The organism is Parapedobacter indicus (assembly GCF_900113765.1).
GTDB classification, from domain to species: domain Bacteria; phylum Bacteroidota; class Bacteroidia; order Sphingobacteriales; family Sphingobacteriaceae; genus Parapedobacter; species Parapedobacter indicus.
In genome coordinates, this window is record NZ_FOQO01000001.1 from 368,891 (window position 1) to 389,069 (window position 20,179).

General features: G+C 48.9%; 11 protein-coding genes. All 11 read left to right on the forward strand.

What is annotated here, in order from left to right:
- Positions 1 to 292: 292 nt before the first annotated feature.
- Entirely contained in the window at positions 293 to 3,088 is a 2,796-nt protein-coding gene (locus BMZ56_RS01465) for an outer membrane beta-barrel protein (protein ID WP_090623119.1), read from the forward strand.
- A 5-nt stretch (positions 3,089 to 3,093) separates the two neighbouring features.
- Positions 3,094 to 3,876, forward strand: a complete 783-nt coding sequence (locus BMZ56_RS01470; protein ID WP_090623123.1) for a GLPGLI family protein — start codon at positions 3,094 to 3,096, stop codon at positions 3,874 to 3,876.
- 291 nt (positions 3,877 to 4,167) lie between these two features.
- Positions 4,168 to 5,787, forward strand: a complete 1,620-nt coding sequence (gene susR / locus BMZ56_RS01475) for a SusR family glycan utilization regulator (RefSeq protein WP_090623127.1) — start codon at positions 4,168 to 4,170, stop codon at positions 5,785 to 5,787.
- Between the two features lie 179 nt (positions 5,788 to 5,966).
- The gene (locus tag BMZ56_RS01480) at positions 5,967 to 7,373 is read left to right on the forward strand and encodes an SGNH/GDSL hydrolase family protein (RefSeq protein WP_090624412.1); all 1,407 of its coding nucleotides are present in this window, start codon (positions 5,967 to 5,969) and stop codon (positions 7,371 to 7,373) included.
- Positions 7,374 to 7,411: 38 nt separating this feature from the next.
- Positions 7,412 to 9,757, forward strand: coding sequence for a GH92 family glycosyl hydrolase (locus tag BMZ56_RS01485; protein WP_245893033.1), 2,346 nt, complete (start codon positions 7,412 to 7,414; stop codon positions 9,755 to 9,757).
- A gap of 44 nt (positions 9,758 to 9,801) precedes the next feature.
- Positions 9,802 to 12,075 carry a GH92 family glycosyl hydrolase gene (locus tag BMZ56_RS01490; RefSeq protein WP_090623134.1) on the forward strand — a complete coding sequence of 758 codons (2,274 nt, stop codon included), beginning with the start codon at positions 9,802 to 9,804 and terminating at the stop codon, positions 12,073 to 12,075.
- 75 nt (positions 12,076 to 12,150) lie between these two features.
- Positions 12,151 to 13,878, forward strand: coding sequence for a RagB/SusD family nutrient uptake outer membrane protein (locus BMZ56_RS01495; RefSeq protein ID WP_090623138.1), 1,728 nt, complete (start codon positions 12,151 to 12,153; stop codon positions 13,876 to 13,878).
- A 9-nt stretch (positions 13,879 to 13,887) separates the two neighbouring features.
- Positions 13,888 to 14,343, forward strand: coding sequence for a DUF5004 domain-containing protein (locus BMZ56_RS01500; protein WP_245893035.1), 456 nt, complete (start codon positions 13,888 to 13,890; stop codon positions 14,341 to 14,343).
- Entirely contained in the window at positions 14,340 to 15,329 is a 990-nt protein-coding gene (locus BMZ56_RS01505; protein WP_090623142.1) for a DUF4961 domain-containing protein, read from the forward strand. Before BMZ56_RS01500 ends, BMZ56_RS01505 begins: the two co-directional genes overlap by 4 nt.
- A gap of 12 nt (positions 15,330 to 15,341) precedes the next feature.
- Entirely contained in the window at positions 15,342 to 18,449 is a 3,108-nt protein-coding gene (locus BMZ56_RS01510) for a SusC/RagA family TonB-linked outer membrane protein (RefSeq protein ID WP_090623145.1), read from the forward strand.
- A 20-nt stretch (positions 18,450 to 18,469) separates the two neighbouring features.
- On the forward strand, positions 18,470 to 20,152 hold the full coding sequence (locus BMZ56_RS01515) for a RagB/SusD family nutrient uptake outer membrane protein (RefSeq protein WP_090623149.1): 1,683 nt from the start codon (positions 18,470 to 18,472) through the stop codon (positions 20,150 to 20,152).
- Positions 20,153 to 20,179: the final 27 nt, after the last annotated feature.

Consider the following 20,179-nt stretch of genomic DNA (forward strand, 5'->3'; position numbering starts at 1 on the left):
TTTTAGATAGAGATAAACTTGAATGTTTGTGCAACAAACGTCGGACAAAGGCGTCATAAATGCGGCATCTCAAAAAAACCGATGGGCAACTTGGTTGTTTACTGCATTTTCGTAATTTTACGAATTATCCATAGTTCTTGTAAAGTTAAAATGAAATAGATGTTAAAAAATGTTAAGTATCAATGTTTTATTTTTAAACTAAAAAATTAGTTCTATATTTGTGTCGATGTGTTGGGGGGAATAGAATGTTACGGGGGATAACCCATGATTAATTATAGCTTAAATTCCAACAATGAAGAAAATCCTCGTTGCGCTGGCTTTGGTCTTGCCATGCTGGCTTTCCGTTTCCGCCCAAGAAAATGGGTATACCATTAAAGGTGCAGTAGTAGACACCGCTTCCAGTATCAAGCTGGCCAAAGCTTCCATCGTGCTGGTGCACGCAAAAGATTCCATGCTATACCGGTTTACGCGCACAGATGAATTGGGAAATTTCCGAATGGATGGATTGGATACCGGAGAATATACGCTTTTTGCCACCTTTCCGGAATATGCAGACTATGTAGAGCGATTTACGTTAGATAGCACATCTTCCGTGTTCGATTTCGGTAATTTAGGCTTGGTATTGCGATCCAAGTTGCTCGAAGAAGTGCTGGTAAACAGAAGCCAGGCCATTACGATCCGGGGAGATACGACGGAATACGATGCAGCGAGTTTCAATATAGAACCCAACTCGAAAGTGGAAGACCTGCTCAAGCAGTTGCCTGGCATCCAGGTAGACCAGGACGGAAAAATTACTGCCCAGGGCCAAACGGTAAATAAAGTGCTGGTTGATGGCGAGGAGTTTTTCGGGGACGATCCGACGTTGGTAACCCGTAATCTCCGGGGCGATATGGTGGATAAAGTACAACTGTACGATAAAAAAAGCGACCAGGCGGAGTTTACCGGTGTTGATGACGGAGAGCGCTCCAAAACACTCAATATCAAACTGAAAGACGACCAAAAGAAAGGGGATTTTGGTAAGGTGGACGCCGGTGCCGGCACGAACGAGATGTATCAGGGGCAGGCCATGTACAACCGCTTTAATAACAAACAACGTTTTTCGGTATTCGGCACTGTTGGCAATACCGGCCGCACGGGATTAAGTTGGCAAGATGCCAACCGTTATGCTCCTTCCGGCACGGTAGTGGATGTGGATGGGGGATTTTATATTACCAGCACCGGTGGTCAGGATGAAATTGAGTCGTGGGGCGGGCGTTACGATGGCCGGGGTATTCCGTCGGCGCTCAACGGCGGTGCCTATTACAGCAACAAATGGAACGAGGGCAAGCAGTCGATAAATGGCAACTATAAAATCGGGGAACTCAGCGTAAAAGGTACCAGCAATACCATCACTGAAAATAATCTGCCCAATGGAAGAAGCATTAATACCGTATCTGATCAGACATTCGACCGGCGGATATTCCGGCAGCGGGGAGGAGCGATTTTCGAAACGCAGTTTGATTCGACGTCCACATTGAAAGTAACGGTAGACGGCGCGTTAAAGAACGGAGAAACAGCAGAGTTCAACCAATCGGCCGGCACAGACGTGGACGGTGGAAGGTTGAATGAATCCATGCGCCGTACCAACAACGATACGGAAGGAATCGATGCTTATCTTACTGCATTGTGGACAAAAAAGCTGCGTAAAAAGGGGCGGACAGTCTCGTGGGAGGTCAACGAAACCATTAACCAAAGCAAAGCCAACGGATTCTTGTATGCGGAGAACTCTTTTTATGCAGATGGAACGGTGGACAGCACGTCCCTGGTGGACCAGATGAAAATAAACGACACCAAAAACTCCGTATTCAATTCCAATATCACCTACACGGAACCTTTTACCAAAACATTGTCCCTAGTGATGAATTACCGGTTTTCAGCAAATAATGGGACGTCGCTCAGGCAATCATTCAACGAGGCGGGTGCGGGCGGTTATTCGGACTTAGATTCGCTATATAGTAACGATTTTAAGCTCAATCAATTGGCCAACCAATTGGGAGCTATCCTGAATTTCAAAAAAGGAAAATCCACACTCAATTTCGGTACCCGCATGAGCCGGGTTCAATTTGACCAAATCGATCGATACTCCGATAGCCGCTTTGAACGGAATTTCACCAACCACAATCCGCAGCTGACCTATCAGTATCGGTTTTCGCAGCAGAAATCGTTTCGTTTTTCCTATAATGGTAACAATACCCAGCCGTCTTTAAGCCAGATACAACCCGTGCGGGTGAATGACGACCCGCTGAACATCGTATTGGGTAACCCCGATCTGAAACCGTCGTATACCAATCGGTTCAATATGTCTTACAATTCGTTTAAGGTGATTGGAAATCAATACTTCTATTTTTCCGGTAGTTTTTCCAATACCAATAATCCCATTGTGAGTAATATCACAACCGATTCGGTAGGGCGAAGCACGTTCCAATATGACAATTTGAGCGACAAATCACCCATAAACTATTATTTTTATTCCGGTTTCAGCAAAAAGATCAAGAAACTGGACCTGGATGTTGGCGGCGGCCTGAATGCAAATGGCAATACCTATTATAATCTGACGAACGGCGAGTTGAACCGGACGCAAACGTCGACATACTCGGGCGACATTAATATCCGGCAGTATGTCCAGAAAAAATATAACTTCTACCTCAATTTCGGCCCTACGTATACGTTCAGCAAAGCATCGGTGCAACAACGGGGCGATAACAGCGGCTGGGGGGTGAACGGGCGCTATTCCTTTAACATTTACCTGCCGTTGAAGTTTGAGATCAACTCAGAAGGTCGGTATACCTATACAGCGCCTACGGAATCGTTTGACTACGCTTTCGAGCAATTTATTGTCGATGCATCCGTCAGCAAGAAGTTCCTGAAAGACGAAACACTCCGTTTTTCTGTCGGTGTGAACGATCTCTTTAATCAAAATAAGGGATTCAGTCGGTACGCCAATAACAATATGTTTACACAAAACAGTTACACCACAATTACCCGCTATTTGATGTTTTCACTGACCTGGGATTTCAGTAAAATGGGCGGCGTATCTGTACAAAATTAGCAGTCATGAAACTAAAGATTTTCCTTCCGCTGACCTGTTTGTTAGGTATCATGTTCACTATCCAATCGCTGCAAGCGCAATATGCGCGTTTTGTAGAAAGTGGTGTGGTAACGTTTGAGAAGCGGGTAAATATGTATGCCAAAATCAAAAGCCGGGTTGGCAGGAATTCATTTATGGAGCAGGCTTTCGAGCAATACAAGCGGAATAATCCCCAATTTAAGACGTTCAAATACAACCTGGCTTTTAATGGCGGCCATACACGTTTTTGGCCATTAGATGATCAGACGACATCATCAGCGGGCTTTTTTGGCAATGATCCTTCCATCGATATGGGAAATACGATCGTCACCGATCTGCTCGCGGGGCAAAGTATCGGACAGAAAAGCGTTTATGAGCAGACGTACCTGATCACCGACAGCACCCGCCGCATCCAGTGGCGTATTACCAATGAAACACGTGAAATTGCCGGATATGAATGCCGGAGGGCAAATGCGTTGGTGCTCGACTCTATTTATGTGGTTGCGTTTTACACAGACCAGATCCCGGTAACCGGTGGTCCGGAATCATTTACCGGGCTACCGGGTATGATCCTCGGTGTGGCGCTTCCCTATGAGAATACGACCTACTTTGCAACTGCGGTGGACGACCGCCCGGTGTCGGCCAAGGAACTCGAAGCTCCCAAAAAAGGGAAGGCCGTCAACTACCGCGAACTCCGCGCCGAGTTGGAGGCCAGTCTAAAAGACTGGGGAGATTATGCCAAACCCATTTTCAAGGCGATGATGCTATAGAGTTGGGGCTTATGCTCAGTAGGTGTTTTGGTCTACTGCTCGCAAGCTGGGATCCGCTGCGCTTTGCTTGCGTCTCCAAGGCTTGCTCTGCAGCAGACCAAAACACTAGCAGCGGTTAGTGCCCCGAATAACGTTGGATATGCATCGCAACTGCAACGCTTCGCGCCGCTAGGCTGCTCATGCATATCCAACGTTATTCATCCCCTTTGTATCTGTTCCACGGTCTTTTTTTTACGTATATTTCTTTAGCTTTGCACGTCACGACAACTTGCCAGCCAATTGCTATTGAAAATGAAGCGACTTTTATTCACCATAATTTCCGTACTAGGTTCCTGTACATTTTCCTTTTCAACCAGCCGGGGAGCCGAGATCGATTCGTTGCTGCAGCTGTTGGATAAAACCATAGCGAAGCGCGCGATTTATACATCGGAGAAGGAAAAAAAAATCAATGAAATAAAACGGTTGCTTGCGCATGAACACGCTCCCGAAAAGCGCTATCAGCTGAATAACACCTTGATAGCCGAGTATCAGTCGTTTATATGCGATTCTGCGTTGGGTTACATCGACCGAAATATCCAATTGGCGAGTACCTTGAACAACCGGGAATTTATGGATGAGAGTAGATTGAGGTTGGCTTTTGTACTGTCGATATCGGGTTTGTTTACCCAGGCATCTGACGTATTTGATTCCATTGAGTACAAGTCGCTACCTCACCACCTGAAGGTGTTCTATTGCTGGGGTTACATCCGTTATAATGAAAATCTGATAAAATATACCGATCATCCGAAGTACGAGACGGTACACATACAGGAAATCGCGAGATGCAGGGATACGTTAATGCGTCTCCTAGGCGAGGACACGGATACATACCTGAAGGAAAAGTCGTTCAAATTGAAGGCGGAGGGAGCCTTCGAAGCCTCAGCTGAAATCCAGACAGAATTATTCAAGAAGGAGCAAGTGAATTCCCACGGTTACGCGATGGCTGCGATGGGACTGTCGATGATTCACAAAGAACTCGGAAATCAATCACTGCAAGAAAAATATCTGCTGCTTGCGGCCATAACCGATGTGAGGCTAGCCGTGAAGGAAAACGAATCCTTATTGACCTTGGCTATCTATTTACATGAGCAAGGAGACGTAAATCGGGCCTACAATTACATCCAGGCGGCTCTTGATGATGCAAATTTTTATAACTCACGCTTCAGAAATGCGGTGATCGCACGTACGCAGCCCAAGATTGAAGCCATGTACCTGACCAAGATCGAACAGCAACGGCGAAATTTGCGGTCGTATGCACTGGCCATCAGTGTTTTTCTGGTTGTACTGATCGGAACATTATATTTCCTCTACAAGCAGATAAAAACGGTATCAAGGGCGAGGAAACATCTGAATACGGTCAATGCACAACTCATGTCAGCCAACCACCGGCTGGATGAGGCTAACCTCATACGGGAACGGTATATCGGGTACTACATTAACCAATGCGCGGTATATCTTGATAAGTTGGACGAGTTCCGGAAGAGTGTGAGCCGAAAGATCAAAGCCGGCCAACTGGCCGAATTAGAAAAGCTAAGTGCAACGACAGCTACGCTGGAAAAAGATGCCCAGGAATTGTATACGGACTTCGACAGCACCTTTCTGGAAGTTTATCCGGATTTTGTGGAGGGTTTTAATGCACTGCTCAGAGCAGATGAGCGATACGTGCTTAAAAAAGATCACCTGAATACGGAACTTCGCATATTTGCACTGATCCGGCTGGGCATCACGGATGTCAATCAGATCGCAACGTTTCTGCGCTATTCCATCCAAACGATTTACAACTATAAAAGCAAAGTGAAGGGGAAAGCCGCGGTCGACATCGAACATTTTGAGGAAAATGTTAAAAAAATCGGCACGCTTCGTGTCGAATAAATTCTCATACGTTTACCAATTGTTTTCTGGTTGTTGTTGTGGATTAACTGATTTACAGTTATTTGTATTTTTTTTAGCCAAAAATCACTTACCAAGATGCCTACTTGCGCATACACGTGGGTGGCTTGGTATATACATTTGCTCCTGATTATAAACATCAAAAATTTATAAAGACAGAAATGAAAAATCACCTCTCCGGGATCACCCGGTTGCTCCTGCTTGTCTCGTTTTTCTTCGTAAAGGGGATGACCGTCCGCGCGCAGGAAATAACCCCATTCGTCAACAACGACCGGGTCGTTTTTCTAGGTAACAGCATCACCGACGGTGGGCACTATCATTCGTACATAGGACTCTATTACATGACGCGGTTTCCGGCGATGAACCTATCCGTACTCAATGCAGGTATCGGTGGCGACCGGGTCATAGAAATGGTCAAGCGATTGGACGGAGACGTGTTCAGTAAACAGCCCACCGTGTTGATTACCACGTTTGGTATGAATGATTCGGGGTATTTTGAATATAATGGCTCGGAACCCGATAAGTTTGCCGACGAAAAGGTTAAAGAATCCTACGACGCGTATCAGGAAATGGAAAAGCGGTATAAACAACTTCCTGACACCCGCATCGTCCTGATGGGGAGTTCACCTTATGATGAAGAAGCGATTATCAAGGATAATACGCCGTTCAAGGGGAAAAATAAGGCCATGCTTCGGATCGTCGACTTTCAAAAAGCCTCCGCGCAGGCGAATAACTGGGAATTCTTCGACCTGAATCAACCGATGACACAGCTAAACCAGCGTATCCAACAACAGGACTCGACGTTTACACTCTGCGGTGCCGATCGCATCCATCCCGATAACGACGGACACATGGTGATGGCGTACCTTTTTCTGAAGGCACAGGGATTTGCCGGAAATAAGGTCGCCGAACTATCCATCGATGCTGCCCGTCAGCAGGTGGTTTCCGCGGTAAATTGCCAGGCGTCAACTATCAAAAAAACGGCAGCCGGCATTTCGGTTGACTACAAGGCCAATTCGTTGCCCTACCCGTTGGATACGGTTGCGCGCGGATGGGGAAGTAAAAAAAGCCAGTACGATGCCCTGCGTGTCATCCCTTTCATGGAAGAGATGAATCAAGAACAGCTGGTGGTAACCGGTTTGAAGGGACGCACCCAACTGGTCATCGACGGTGAAGTGATCGGGATATGGTCTGCCGACGATTTTGCCCATGGAATCAACTTGGCTGCGTTAACTAATACGCCGCAGTACCAGCAGGCACTCGGCGTGATGTATCTAAACGAAGAGCGGTGGGAAATTGAACGCCGGTTCCGGGATTATGCATGGGTACAATACAACTTTTTTCAACCCAGAGGACTCTTGGACGCCAACAACCGGAAGGCCATCAATGTAATGGATGAGCACGTCGCAACCGACGGCTGGTTAAGGGCTAAAAGGGACTTGTATGCCAGGGCTATGCTGCCCGAAGTGCGGAAATCCTGGCAAGACCAGATCGATCAGTTGACAGACGCCATGCGCGAAGCAGCGATACCCAAAACGCGGAAAATCACACTGGTTTCCGTTCAATAAAAAGTAAAACGAGGTCATATAGAATTATTGAGGCAGTCATGATGAGGATGAAGAAGATCGGCTATTGTTTAGGGATTGTTGTTTTTTTGATGGGTGCTTGTTCGGAGCATAAGCAACAGGAAGAGGCTTCTCCCGCAGACTTTGTAAACCCGTTTATCGGCGCAAGCACCAGTACCGGCGCAGCGGGCGTTTATCACGGACTGGGCAAGACGTTTCCCGGCGCGACGACCCCCTACGGCATGGTGCAGGTGAGTCCCAATACGATAACCGGGGGCGACAACAGCCCGGGATACAGCTATGAGCATAAGACGATTGAAGGCTTTGCGTTTACGCAAATGAGTGGGGTAGGGTGGTTTGGAGATCTGGGTAATTTTCTCGTGATGCCCACAACGGGTGAGCTGAAAACGATTGCTGGAAAGGAAGATGGTAGTATCCACGGATACCGTTCCTATTATAATAAAGACTCAGAGATCGCCAAACCGGGCTACTACGCCGTAGAATTAACGGATTATCGCATCAACGTGGAAACCACCGCGGCTCCGCATAGCGGGATGATCCGGTTTACGTTTCCGGAAAATAAGCAATCCCGGATACAGATCGATCTCGCCAGACGCGTGGGAGGTACAGCTGTACAGCAGTACGTCCGCAAGGTGGACGACCATACGATACAAGGGTGGATGAAATGTACACCCGAAGGCGGGGGCTGGGGAGATGGTGAAGGAAAGGCGGACTATACGGTCTATTTTTATGCACGTTTCAGCAAACCGCTGGATAATTACGGTTTCTGGAGTGCGGATATTCCGGAAGGGTGGTCCCGTAAGCGGGATGATGTAGTGAGTGAACCGTACCTACGCCGCGTGGAAGAAGCCGAAATTATCAAAGGACAGTCTGAATGGGAAGGAAAACACCTCGGCTTTTTCTCCGATTTCGAAACCCACGAAAATGAAGAAGTGACTTTGCAGGTAGGCATCTCGTTTGTCGATATGGAGGGTGCGTTAACTAATTTCCGAAGTGAACTGGAAGGAAAGGATTTTGAACAGGTACGGGCAGAGGCGGAAAAACTATGGAACGAATCGTTATCGAGTATCGACGTGCAGGGCGGAACGGATGACCAAAAGACGATATTCTATACGGCGCTTTACCATACGATGATTGACCCGCGGACGTATACCGACGTGGATGGGCGGTATACAGGAGGTGATAAAAAGATACACAAGAGCGGAACATTTACGAAGCGGACTATTTTCAGTGGATGGGACGTATTCCGTAGCCAGTTTCCGCTGCAAACCCTTATCAACCCACGGCTGGTCAGCGACCAGCTGAACTCGCTGATTTCCCTTGCCGATGAATCGGAACGGGGATATTTTGAGCGTTGGGAGCTGATGAATGCCTATTCCGGGTGTATGATCGGAAACCCTGCACTGTCGGTGCTGGCAGATGCATATGTAAAAGGCATCCGGGATTATGACGTGGAAAAAGGGTATCAATATGCGGTCAATACATCAAAGCTATTCGGCAACGATAAGTTGGGGTATACCGGGCCTCCTTTCAGCATTTCCAATACTTTGGAATATGCATATACGGATTGGTGTATTTCGCAACTCGCCAGCGGATTGGGTAAAAAGGAGGAAGCGCAGCTTTTCCTGGAAAAGGGGCAGGCATACCGGAATATTTTTGATTCCGAAAAGGGATGGTTCCGGCCAAAAAAAGACGATGGTTCGTGGGAAGAATGGCCCGACAGTGCCCGGACAAAAGAATGGTACGGAAGCATTGAATCCAATCCGTACCAACAGGGGTGGTTTGTTCCACATGATATTCCGGGCATGATCGAATTGATGGGCGGACGCGACAGCGTGCTGAAAGACCTGACCCATTTTTTTGAAAAAACACCGGAACATATGCTGTGGAACGATTATTATAACCATGCCAATGAACCGGTGCACCTCGTTCCGTTTCTCTTTAACCACCTGGATGCACCCTGGATGACGCAGAAATGGACCCGACACATCTGCGAGAAAGCCTATAAAAATTCGGTGGAAGGGATTGTAGGAAACGAAGATGTAGGGCAGATGTCGGCCTGGTACGTGTTGGCAGCGGCTGGAATACACCCGTCGTGTCCCGGAAATACGCGTTACGAAATAACCAGCCCGCTTTTTAGCGAAGTGGAAGTTGCGCTGGATCCGCACTATTTCAGCGGGAAATCCTTTAAAATAAAGGCACATGACAACTCGCCCGCAAATGTCTACATACAAAAGGCTTTGCTGAACGGGCAACCCTACAACAAGTGTTATATTGACTTTCAGGAGATCGTGTCCGGAGGCACGCTGGAATTATTCATGGGGCCCCAGCCCAATAAAAATTGGGGGAGAACGGTAGGTAGCTAAAACAAGAAAGAAAGATGGGTTTGAAAATTAAAACAGGATATCGAATGATCAGGACGCTGCTGGCGGGGCTGGCAGTCGTTTATTTTGTCAACTCCTATTCGTTTGCACAGGAGCGCGATTTGGTGAAGTATGTAAACACGCTGCAAGGAACCGATTCGGAATGGTCGTTGTCTTACGGAAATACCTACCCCACCGTTGGGTTGCCTTTTGGCGTACATTTCTTTTCTGCCCAAACCGGCAAAAACGGCGACGGCTGGAAATATCAATACAAAGCCAACACCATCCGGGGATTTCAGCAGGTTCACCAATGCAGTCCATGGATGAACGATTACGCGGTTTTTTCGTTGATGCCGGGTATCGGAAACCTGGTAGTCAACGAAGATGCACGTGCATTGACTTTCAGTCACGACCATGAAGTGGCGAAGCCGCACTATTATGCCGTCAAATTTGATAACGGCATACGTACGGAAATCAGTCCCGTTGAACGGGGAGCACATATGCGGTTCCGTTTTCCGGGAAAGCAAAAAGCCTATCTGGTGCTGGACGGGTTTATCAAGGATAGTGAGGTAACGATCATTCCGGAGGAACGCAAGATCGTTGGCTTCGTCAATAATGGACGTTTTGTTCCCGGGAATTTCAGGAATTATTTTGTTCTGGTCTTTGACCGGGATTTCAAAAGTTTCGGTACCTGGGAAAATACAAAAGATCAGGTAAAGGCCGGTAATCGGCACGACGGGGGAAAAGGAGTGGGGGCTTACCTGGAATTTGCGCCCGGCGCAACCGTCGAAGTAAAGGTGGCCTCTTCGTACATCGATCCCGCGCAGGCCGAGCTGACCCTCAAACAGGAATTGGGCGATGCCAAAAAGTTTGAAACGACAAAAAACAAGGCTTTCGACGTCTGGAATACCCTGCTGAACCGCATCGTGGTGGAAGGCGGAACGGAGGAAGAAAAAGCCACTTTCTATTCCTGCCTGTTCCGTGCCAATCTTTTTTCGCGGAAATTCTACGAACTGGATGCAAACGGAAATCCCCGTTACTACAGCCCTTACGACGGCAAAGTTTATTCAGGATACATGTACACGGACAATGGCTTTTGGGATACCTTCCGGGCACAGTTTCCCCTCAGCAACATCCTGCATCCGGAAATGCAGGGCAGGTACATGCAGTCGTTGCTGGATGCCCAGAAACAGGCTGGTTTTTTTCCAACTTGGTCTAACCCCGGAATGTCGGGCGTTATGATCGGTAACCATGCGATATCGCTGCTTGCTGATGCTTGGGCAAAAGGAATCCGCACATTCAATCCCGACACTGCATTACAGGCTTATTATCACGAAGTGACCAATAAGGGCTTTTGGGGTGGCTCCAATGGACGGGAAGGGTGGAAAGACTACTTTACCAAAGGATATATTCCGTACGGTGACATTCATGAAAGCACGGCCAAGACACTGGAGTATGCATACGATGATTTTTGCGGCTATCAGTTGGCTAAATCGGTTGGCAACGATTTTTATGAAAACGTGTTTGCCCGGCAGATGTATAACTACAAAAACGTGTTTGACCCGGCGGTCAACTTTGTGCGGGGGAGGCAGCCGGATGGCAAATGGCTTCCTGACTTTGATGCCGTTGAATGGGGCGGCCCGTTCACCGAAGCAAATGCCTGGCAATATACCTGGTCGGTGTTGCACGACATAAACGGCCTTATTCATCTCATTGGCGGAGAAGACCGGTTCAATGCGAAACTCGATTCTTTTTTCACCATGGATCAGCGGATTGAGTACGGCTCTTACGGAAAGGAAATCCACGAGATGAAGGAGATGTTGCTGGCAAAAATGGGCCAATATGCGCATGGTAACCAGCCTACGCAGCACGTTCCGTATCTCTACAATTTCAGCGGACAGCCCTGGAAATCGCAAAAGCAGGTCCGCCAGGTGATGTCGCGGTTATACAATGCCACTGAAAAAGGCTACCCGGGAGACGAAGACCAGGGCCAGATGTCATCCTGGTATGTGCTGAGCGCGTTGGGAATCTATAGCGTTTGCCCGGGAACGGACCAATACGTAATAGGCAGCCCGGTTTTTGAAAAGGCCACGATCACGCTGGAAAACGGAAAACGTTTCACCATCCGGGCGACCAACAACAGTCCGCAGCATGTGTATATCCAGTCGGCGCGTCTGAACGGAAAGTCGTATGACAAAAACTACATTACGTATGCTGACATCATCAACGGCGGTGAGATTGAGTTTGTGATGAGCGATGCCCCCAATTTCGATCGGGGAACCGCCGCAGCATCCAGGCCGTTTTCACTGAGTCCGCTGTAGATAACCGGAATTTCGGTTTCGGTAACTGATAAAAGAACCATTATAGTACCCTAATTATAAATTAAAGTTTTGAATATGAGGTATTTATTTTACGCAATGTTTATTGCGCTTACGTTGGCGTCGTGTAATAAACAGGGTTTTCTTGACCAGACGCAGTCGACAGACCTGAATGAACAGGTTGTTTTCTCGGACAGCGCCTACACCATCAATTTCCTTTCGAGCATGTATGCGGATATTGGTTTCGCTACCTGGCCGAAACGATTTGGTGGAGGGGGGTTGGACGCCTGTACCGATGAAGCGGAAGGCACCGGTTTGGGAAGCATCAATACATTTATCCAGTTCGCCACAGGTACGGTCAATTCAAACATGATTACCAAGGACGCCTGGACCACGGCCTATACGAATATCCGCCGGGCCAATATTATGCTCAAGAATCTACCGGCTGTAAAATTCGGTGACGACATCAAAGTGCGGGTGAAGGCTGAAACGCGCTTTTTGAGAGCCTATTATTGTTTTATCCTGCTGGAACATTACGGAGGGATACCGCTGATGGGGGATAGTGTATACCGTAAGGAAGATCACATTCCCGCCGTGCGTAACACGTTTGAAGAATGCGTGGAATATATTGTAACGGAATGTGACGCCGCAGCGGAAGACCTACCCTGGATGCACATTGGCGAAAATTACGGGCGTGTCAGCAAAGCAGCCTGTTACGGGCTGAAATCCCGTCTGCTATTGTATGCCGCGAGCCCGTTGTTCAACGGCGACGCGGAGGTAACAGACGAACGCCTACGTGCGGTTGCGGGATACCCCGACATCGACCCGTCAAGGTGGGAGCGGGCGGAGCAAGCCGCTGCACAGGTAATGGAAGGCTCGGGCGGACAGTATCATTTACACGTGAACAACGACCCCGAACCGGGCTATGGATTCTATGAGGTCTTCCAACTGCGGAAGAATTCCGAATACCTCCTGGCCCGGATGCAGGCGTCAAACAGTGATCTGGAGGGGATATGGAATCCACCGACCTTCGGCGTTTCAAGTCCCGGTGCCCGCCCCTACCTGGAAATGGTAAACGCGTTTGGAATGAAGAATGGTCTGCCCATCGACGATCCCGCATCCGGGTATGATCCCGAACAGCCGTACAAAGACCGAGACCCAAGGTTTGCCAATACCATCACACGCGACCAATCATTGGTTTTTCACCGGGATGGGCTGGCAAGACGGCCTGTTAACATCTACATCGATAAAACCGATCCCAATACTATAAAATCCGGTCAGGATGCCGTCTACAAGGGTACGCCAACCGGATATTACACGTACAAGATGCTCAATCGCGATGTAGCCGCAGATTGGTTCAATACGTACACGCCGCGGTGTTTTCCCATCATACGGTATGCGGAAATCCTGCTCAACTTTGCCGAGGCGCGTAACGAACGGCTTGCATCGCCCGATCCGGAGGTCTACCAAGCGGTCGAGGCCATCCGGGAGCGGGCAGGCCTTTCGCCTTATCAGCTGCAGGCGGGACTTACACAGGCCGAAATGCGGGAGATTATCCGGAACGAGCGAAGGAAGGAACTGGCCTTTGAAGGGCACCGGTTTTTTGATGTCCGACGCTGGAAGATTGCAGAGGAGGTTGAAAATAGCCAGCTGCATGGTACAGAACCTGCGCGGACATCTTCCGGCACCCTGTACAGCACCATTAACGTACGGAAACGTGTATTTAACCCCCGCATGTATTTGTGGCCTATTCCGCAATCGGAAGTGGCAAAATCGGCCGATTTAATTCAAAATCAAGGTTATTAATTGCATTCAATGATGAAGATCAACGTAATATTACCTGCAGTCTTACTAGCATTTGGGCTGACAGCGCTTTCGTCCTGCGAAGACGGAATTTCGAACGTGTCAACGGCCGAAGCGGCGAAAGACATTACCGGAAGCTGGAAAGTAGTCCAGCTGACAAGAAACGGCGAAGATTTGAGCGAACGGCTGGATCTCACCGATTTCCGGATCGATTTTAATCCGGATGGAACCTATACACTCGCCGAACAGTTGCCGTTTATTGCCAATGCACCGGGTACTTACAGCCTCAGTGATCCACAATATCCGTTTGCATTGATTTTAAGGCCGGAAGGTGTCCAGGAAGATGTCGTGGCCAGATTTCAATTTCCTGTGGTTGAAGGAGAGCGGCAATTGAGCCTTTCATTCAGCCTTGGATGTGAAAGCAATGTGTACCAATTTAATTTTGAACGAGAAAATCAAGACTTATGAAACCTGTAACCCGTACGTTATTATACTGCTATCTTGCTGTCGGCCTTTTCGTAACCCTGTTTCTGGTACATTGCGGATTGACGGCGCTGACAGTGACGGTGCCTGAACAGGCGATGGTCAACGAACGTGTCACGTTTGTAATGCACAGCGGTGCAGAGCCCCGGATTGAAGAACCGGGAACCTATACCACACAATTGCTTGCCGGTATCATGGTTCCAAAAAGCTGGAACGCCAGGGAAAACGCAGTGTTGACGTTTACCAGCCCGAAGGGCAACGGTACGATGCGGATGATACCGAACTCGGAAATCGAACCGGTGTCGGGCGTGAATTGGCATCAGGCGGCAAAAAATATGTTTGGAATCGGTCCGAACCTGGTGGACGATTTTGAGTGGATCGTATACCGGAGCACCCAATCCTATACGTTCCGCAATAACGAAGATATCAATTTCGACGTAAATGTGGAATGTAATGTCGGGGCAGAAAACATGCTGGTGCGGTTAGGGTTTTATGTTGGCTCTTCCATTGAAAACCTTCGTCCGGAAGATACAGACTATAAAAAGGTCGCGTTTTCGCAGGTGTTTGAAGTAACCGGCGGTGAAGGTGATCTGATCGATTTTGTCAATCCGCAACTGGCCGCGATACAACCCGTCCGGAGCCTGGATAACGATATCATCACATTGACGTTCGATGCCGGGGTCACGCATACCGCACTGGATAATCAGGAAGATATCTATTTGACGATCAAATGTTTTGATGAAGCGGGGGCGCTCATCGCCGAAGTTAATGAACAAACGGATAAGACCCGGCTCACGGACATCGGTGGTAAACGGTTTCTGTTGGATTTTTGGCCACGGGGCTATTTCAATCTGGAAAAGGACCAACGGATTGCCCGTCTTGAATACTACTGTACGGACGCCACCGGTACTCAACGCGTTGGATACGGCAATACCGAAGAGCCATTTACCTATACTTTCCGCTGTCAATAAATAATCTTGAACATGTTGAATCACTATATAAAAGTCAGTGCAACAGGTTTATTCCTGCTTATTGCGGTAAATCAAGTTGCTTACGGAAGATTTCCGAAACCAGGTGCCAGTCATCGGACGGTGGATCAGATCGGGATAAACAGCCCCATCAAAGTAGTTGATGAATACGGGAAACCGCTCCCGGCCGTAAAAATCTATTCGTTGCGGAACGAACTGCTGGGCGAGACGGACGAACAGGGTGAAGCCGCCTTAACGGTTACCGGGCCGGATATGCACATATCACTGCGGCATCCAGCCTATTATTCAAAAACGTTGGCAGCGGGAACGGCCACTACGGTAGCATTGGTCCCAAATTACCTGCAGGAGCCCGCAACGGTTGACGTGCTGCATGACAAACGGGATCGGAACACGGTTATCGGATCCGTGGCCGTTGTTTATAACAGCCAACTTAAATCCACGCCCACATCGTTATACCTGAACGCCTTGACCGGTAGGCTCCCCGGTTTGTACACGCAGGAAACCAGCGGATTCCGGTCAGCGCGTATCGCTCCGATTACAGCGAATGACCTCGCGGGTTCTTTGCCCACAAGCGCAACGAAATACAGCACCAGTCTGAGTGACAATGCGGAGGTAGCTTTTCAATTACGGGGGCAAAACCCGGTCGTATTGATTGACGGTGTACAACGGGAGATTTACTCGATTGATCCGGAAAGCATCGAATCGATCACCGTGGCAAAAGATGCATTGTCGTCCATCCTATTAGGGCAAAGGAGCTCCCGGGGTGTGCTGCAGGTGACCACCAAAAAAGGAAGACCGGGGCCTCCGCGTATTTCCTTTACCGCACAAACCGGCGTACAGCATGCGCTGAAACGACCCGAACCCCTGAGTTCACACCAATATGCCTACCTCTATAACGAGGCATTGCTGAACAGTGGCCGCGCACCGGTGTATTCCCAGGAAGACTTTGACGCGTTTAAAAACGGGAACTCCCCGCTGTTTTATCCCGATGTCAATTGGTATGACGCGGTTCTGAAAACTAATACGCCGATAACCAAGTATAACCTTGGGGTAAACGGTGGAACAAAGAATGCACGCTACGCCTTGTCGCTCAGCTATCTCAACCAACAGGGGATGTTCCAGTCGTCTGATCAGTTTGATTATGAAACCAACCTGGGGCAGCAAAGGTACCTGATTAATAGCTCCATCGATGTCGATGTGACGAGCGATCTGACCATCGGGCTCCAATTGTTCGGTCGGATTCAGGAAGGACGCAGTCCCGGGGCCGGTGTAGAAGGCATACTCAAAGCCTTACAATCAACACCCAATAATGCATATCCTATTTTTAACGACGACGGCACCTACGGAGGTTCGTCTGAATATCCAACCAACCTGTACCAGCAGGTTACCGGGTCCGGATACCGTTTAGACAATACCCGGGACGTCCTGGCAAACCTGGATTTCAATTACCGGTTTGACCGATGGCTGCCGGGGTTGTATGCCAAGGGCAAATTCAATGTGTCATCGACCTCCTCCAGCTTGGTTGACCGCAACCGCCAGCAGCCGGTTTACGATGTCCGTTACAACGAAGCGGGAGAGCTCGTATATGTACGGTATGGCAACATTTCGGATCAGCCGAATTCATTTGCTACCACATCGACAGCAAATTTCATCTACTACCAGGGTAATATCGGATACGATACACACATTAACGAGGATCACCGGATAGGGGTACGGATTTTTGCCGACCAACAAACGGCAAACTACCAGTTTGATCTACCCGCCATCCACACCAACGTTGCGGCTACGGCAAATTACGCATACCAAAACAAGTACTTTGCCGAGGTTGCGGCAAATTATTCTGGTTTCAACCGCTTTCAGCCGGGAAGCAAGTTCGGACTGTTCTACGCCGCGGGTCTGGCCTGGGACTTGGCGCAGGAGTCTTTCCTGGCCGAGCAATCCGATTGGCTGACGGAACTTAAATTACGGGCCACATACGGCAAAACCGGCAATACCAACGAAGGCGCATTGGGTTACTACAGTTGGCGCGCCTCTTACGGACAGGATGGGAATAATGGTTATGGGGTAGGTTCGGAATATTCGTTCGTAAGCAGTTTGGTGGAGAAAGGGCTGGCGAATGTAGCAGGCACCTGGGAAAAAGGACATAAGTTCAATGTGGGACTGAACCTATCGTTGTGGAATTCCCTTAGCTTATCTGCGGAATACTACCGGGATACCTATTACGATCTGTTACAGCAACGGGGATCCACCATTGAGCTGATCGGAATCGGCTATCCAAATGAAAACATCGGCAAGAACCGGTATGAAGGGCAGGAACTTGCCATCACCTATCGGAACCACGTAGGAAACTTCAATTATTTTATTGCAGCCAACGCTTCGCGGATGCGTACGGAAGTGGTTTATATGAACGAGGTCTTTCAGAAATACAACTGGAACCGCCGCACCGGTATGCCGGTGGGGCAGACCTTCGGCTACCTGGCAGACGGACTGATTAAGGATCAGGTGGAGGCCGATGCCGCCCCCCTGCTGGGAGGAAGTGAAGTACACCCCGGCGATGTCAAACTGGTCGACCTCAACGGCGACGGCATGATTAATATCTATGACCAGACCGCTATCGGTAATACCAAACCGTTGCTGTACTTCGGAACAACCATCGGTTTCAATTTTGTGGGATTTGATTTCAGTGTGCTCCTGCAAGGTGTCGCAAACCGTACGTACCAACAAACGGACTACTCTTTCGGAAGTGATGGAGAACGGCAGGGGTATTCGTACTTGCTGGGACGATGGACACCGGAGACAGCCGAAACGGCTACCTATCCACGCCTCACCATCGGTTCGGATCCGACCAACACACCGTATCTCAACACGTCGAGCTACTGGACACGTTCGGGTGAGTACCTACGGATACGGAACATCGATCTGGGGTATACTTTTCCGTTCCATCTGAGCCGGAAAATACGGGTCTCTGCACTCCGCATTTTTGCCAATGAACAGAACCTCTTTACCCTTACGCCATACGACCGGCTGGATCCCGAGATCAGCGGCGATACGGCTTATCCCATCCAGCGGGTGATCAATTTTGGAGTAACGATCAAATTATAAACCTGAAATCAACTAACGATATGAACTACATACAGCTAAAATGGTTTGTTTTCATCGGGCTTGTAACCACTGTTTTTGCCTGCGAGAGCGACCTTGAGGTCGAGCCTATTGAATTGCAGACGTTGTACCAAGTATTTGATAAGAATGATTCCGCGGGTGTTGAGGCAAACCGGTTTTTGCTGGATTGCTATCGTTTTTTGCCGGAAATGGGGAACCGCGTGGGTGGGGACTTTCTGGATGCGGCGACAGACGATGCGGTGTCTTCTAACCCCACCAACACGTCCGTGCAGCAATTGGCCATGGGAACCTATACTTCCGATAATTATCAAGACAACCTGTGGGCGTCGTGGTATCAGGGGATACGCCGCACCAGCATTTTTGTTGCCAATATCGATCGCGTGCCGCTGAATGGAAAACTGGCCAATGGAACCTCGTTTAACCGGGTGTGGAAAGCAGAGGCCCGTTTTCTGCGGGCAATGTTCTATTTTGAGTTAGTGAAGCGCCACGGAGGCGTTCCGCTGCTCGGTGATGAGGTCTATCAATTGGACGACAACATCGAGTTGCCGCGTCGGAATTTTGAGGAATGCATCGCATTTATCGTCAGCGAATGCGATGCCGTTAAAGATAGCCTGCGGACCGATCCGTTTAATCTTCCCTTTTATGAAAGACCGACGAAAGCTGCGGCATTAGCCTTGAAAGCACGGGTGCTGTTATACGCAGCCAGTCCGCTGTTCAACGGTGGGAATATCGATCCGCAAAATGCCCTTACAGGCTACACGGATTTTTCAGCCGCCCGATGGGAAGCGGCAGAAAACGCGGCAAGGGAACTCATCGAACTGAATCTGTTCACACTTGAACCGGAGTTCAGAAATGTATTTATAACCCGGAATAAAGAGCGTATATTTTCGAAACAAGGCGGAAATAACACCAGTATTGAAAACAATAATGGGCCCGTCGGGTACTCCTCCGGAGTTAATAACGGCCGGACAAGCCCGACTCAGGAACTAGTCAACGCGTTCGGTATGGCCAATGGATTGCCGATTGACGATCCGAATTCCGGATTCAACGAGAATGATCCCTATGCAGATCGGGACGGACGCTTTTATGCGACGATCTTTTATAACGGTGCCCCGTGGCTGAACCGGCCGGTTGAGACCTTTGAAGGAGGAGCCGATAAGCCTGGCGGAACCAAGCAGCAGACGAAAACCGGTTATTATCTGCGGAAATTTATGGGTGATTTCGAATCCGCCGTCAATTATAGCAACGTAAACCACGATCATATCCTCTTCCGGTATGCGGAAGTACTGCTGAATTTTGCCGAAGCACGGAATGAACGCTTAGGTGCTCCCGACCAGGAGGTATACAACGCGGTGGAGCAAATCAGGGAACGTGCCGGATTGGTGCCCTTCCAGCTTCCGGCCGGACTCAGCCAATCGGAGATGCGTGAACTCATCCGGAACGAGCGCCGCAAGGAACTTGCTTTTGAAGAACACCGGTTTTACGATGTAAGGCGATGGAAAATCGCCGAAGCGGAATTCAATAAAGAGTTGTCGGCAATGACCATCTATCAAACGGGTACCGGAATCATCCGGCAGCAGACACCGGTATTGAAAATGAACTTCGAAGAGCGGATGTACCTGGCGCCGATCCCGTTTAGTGAAGTCATCAAAAACCCGCAGATGATACAGAATCCGGGTTGGTAATCAGATGGTTTAATTGCTATTAGGAAG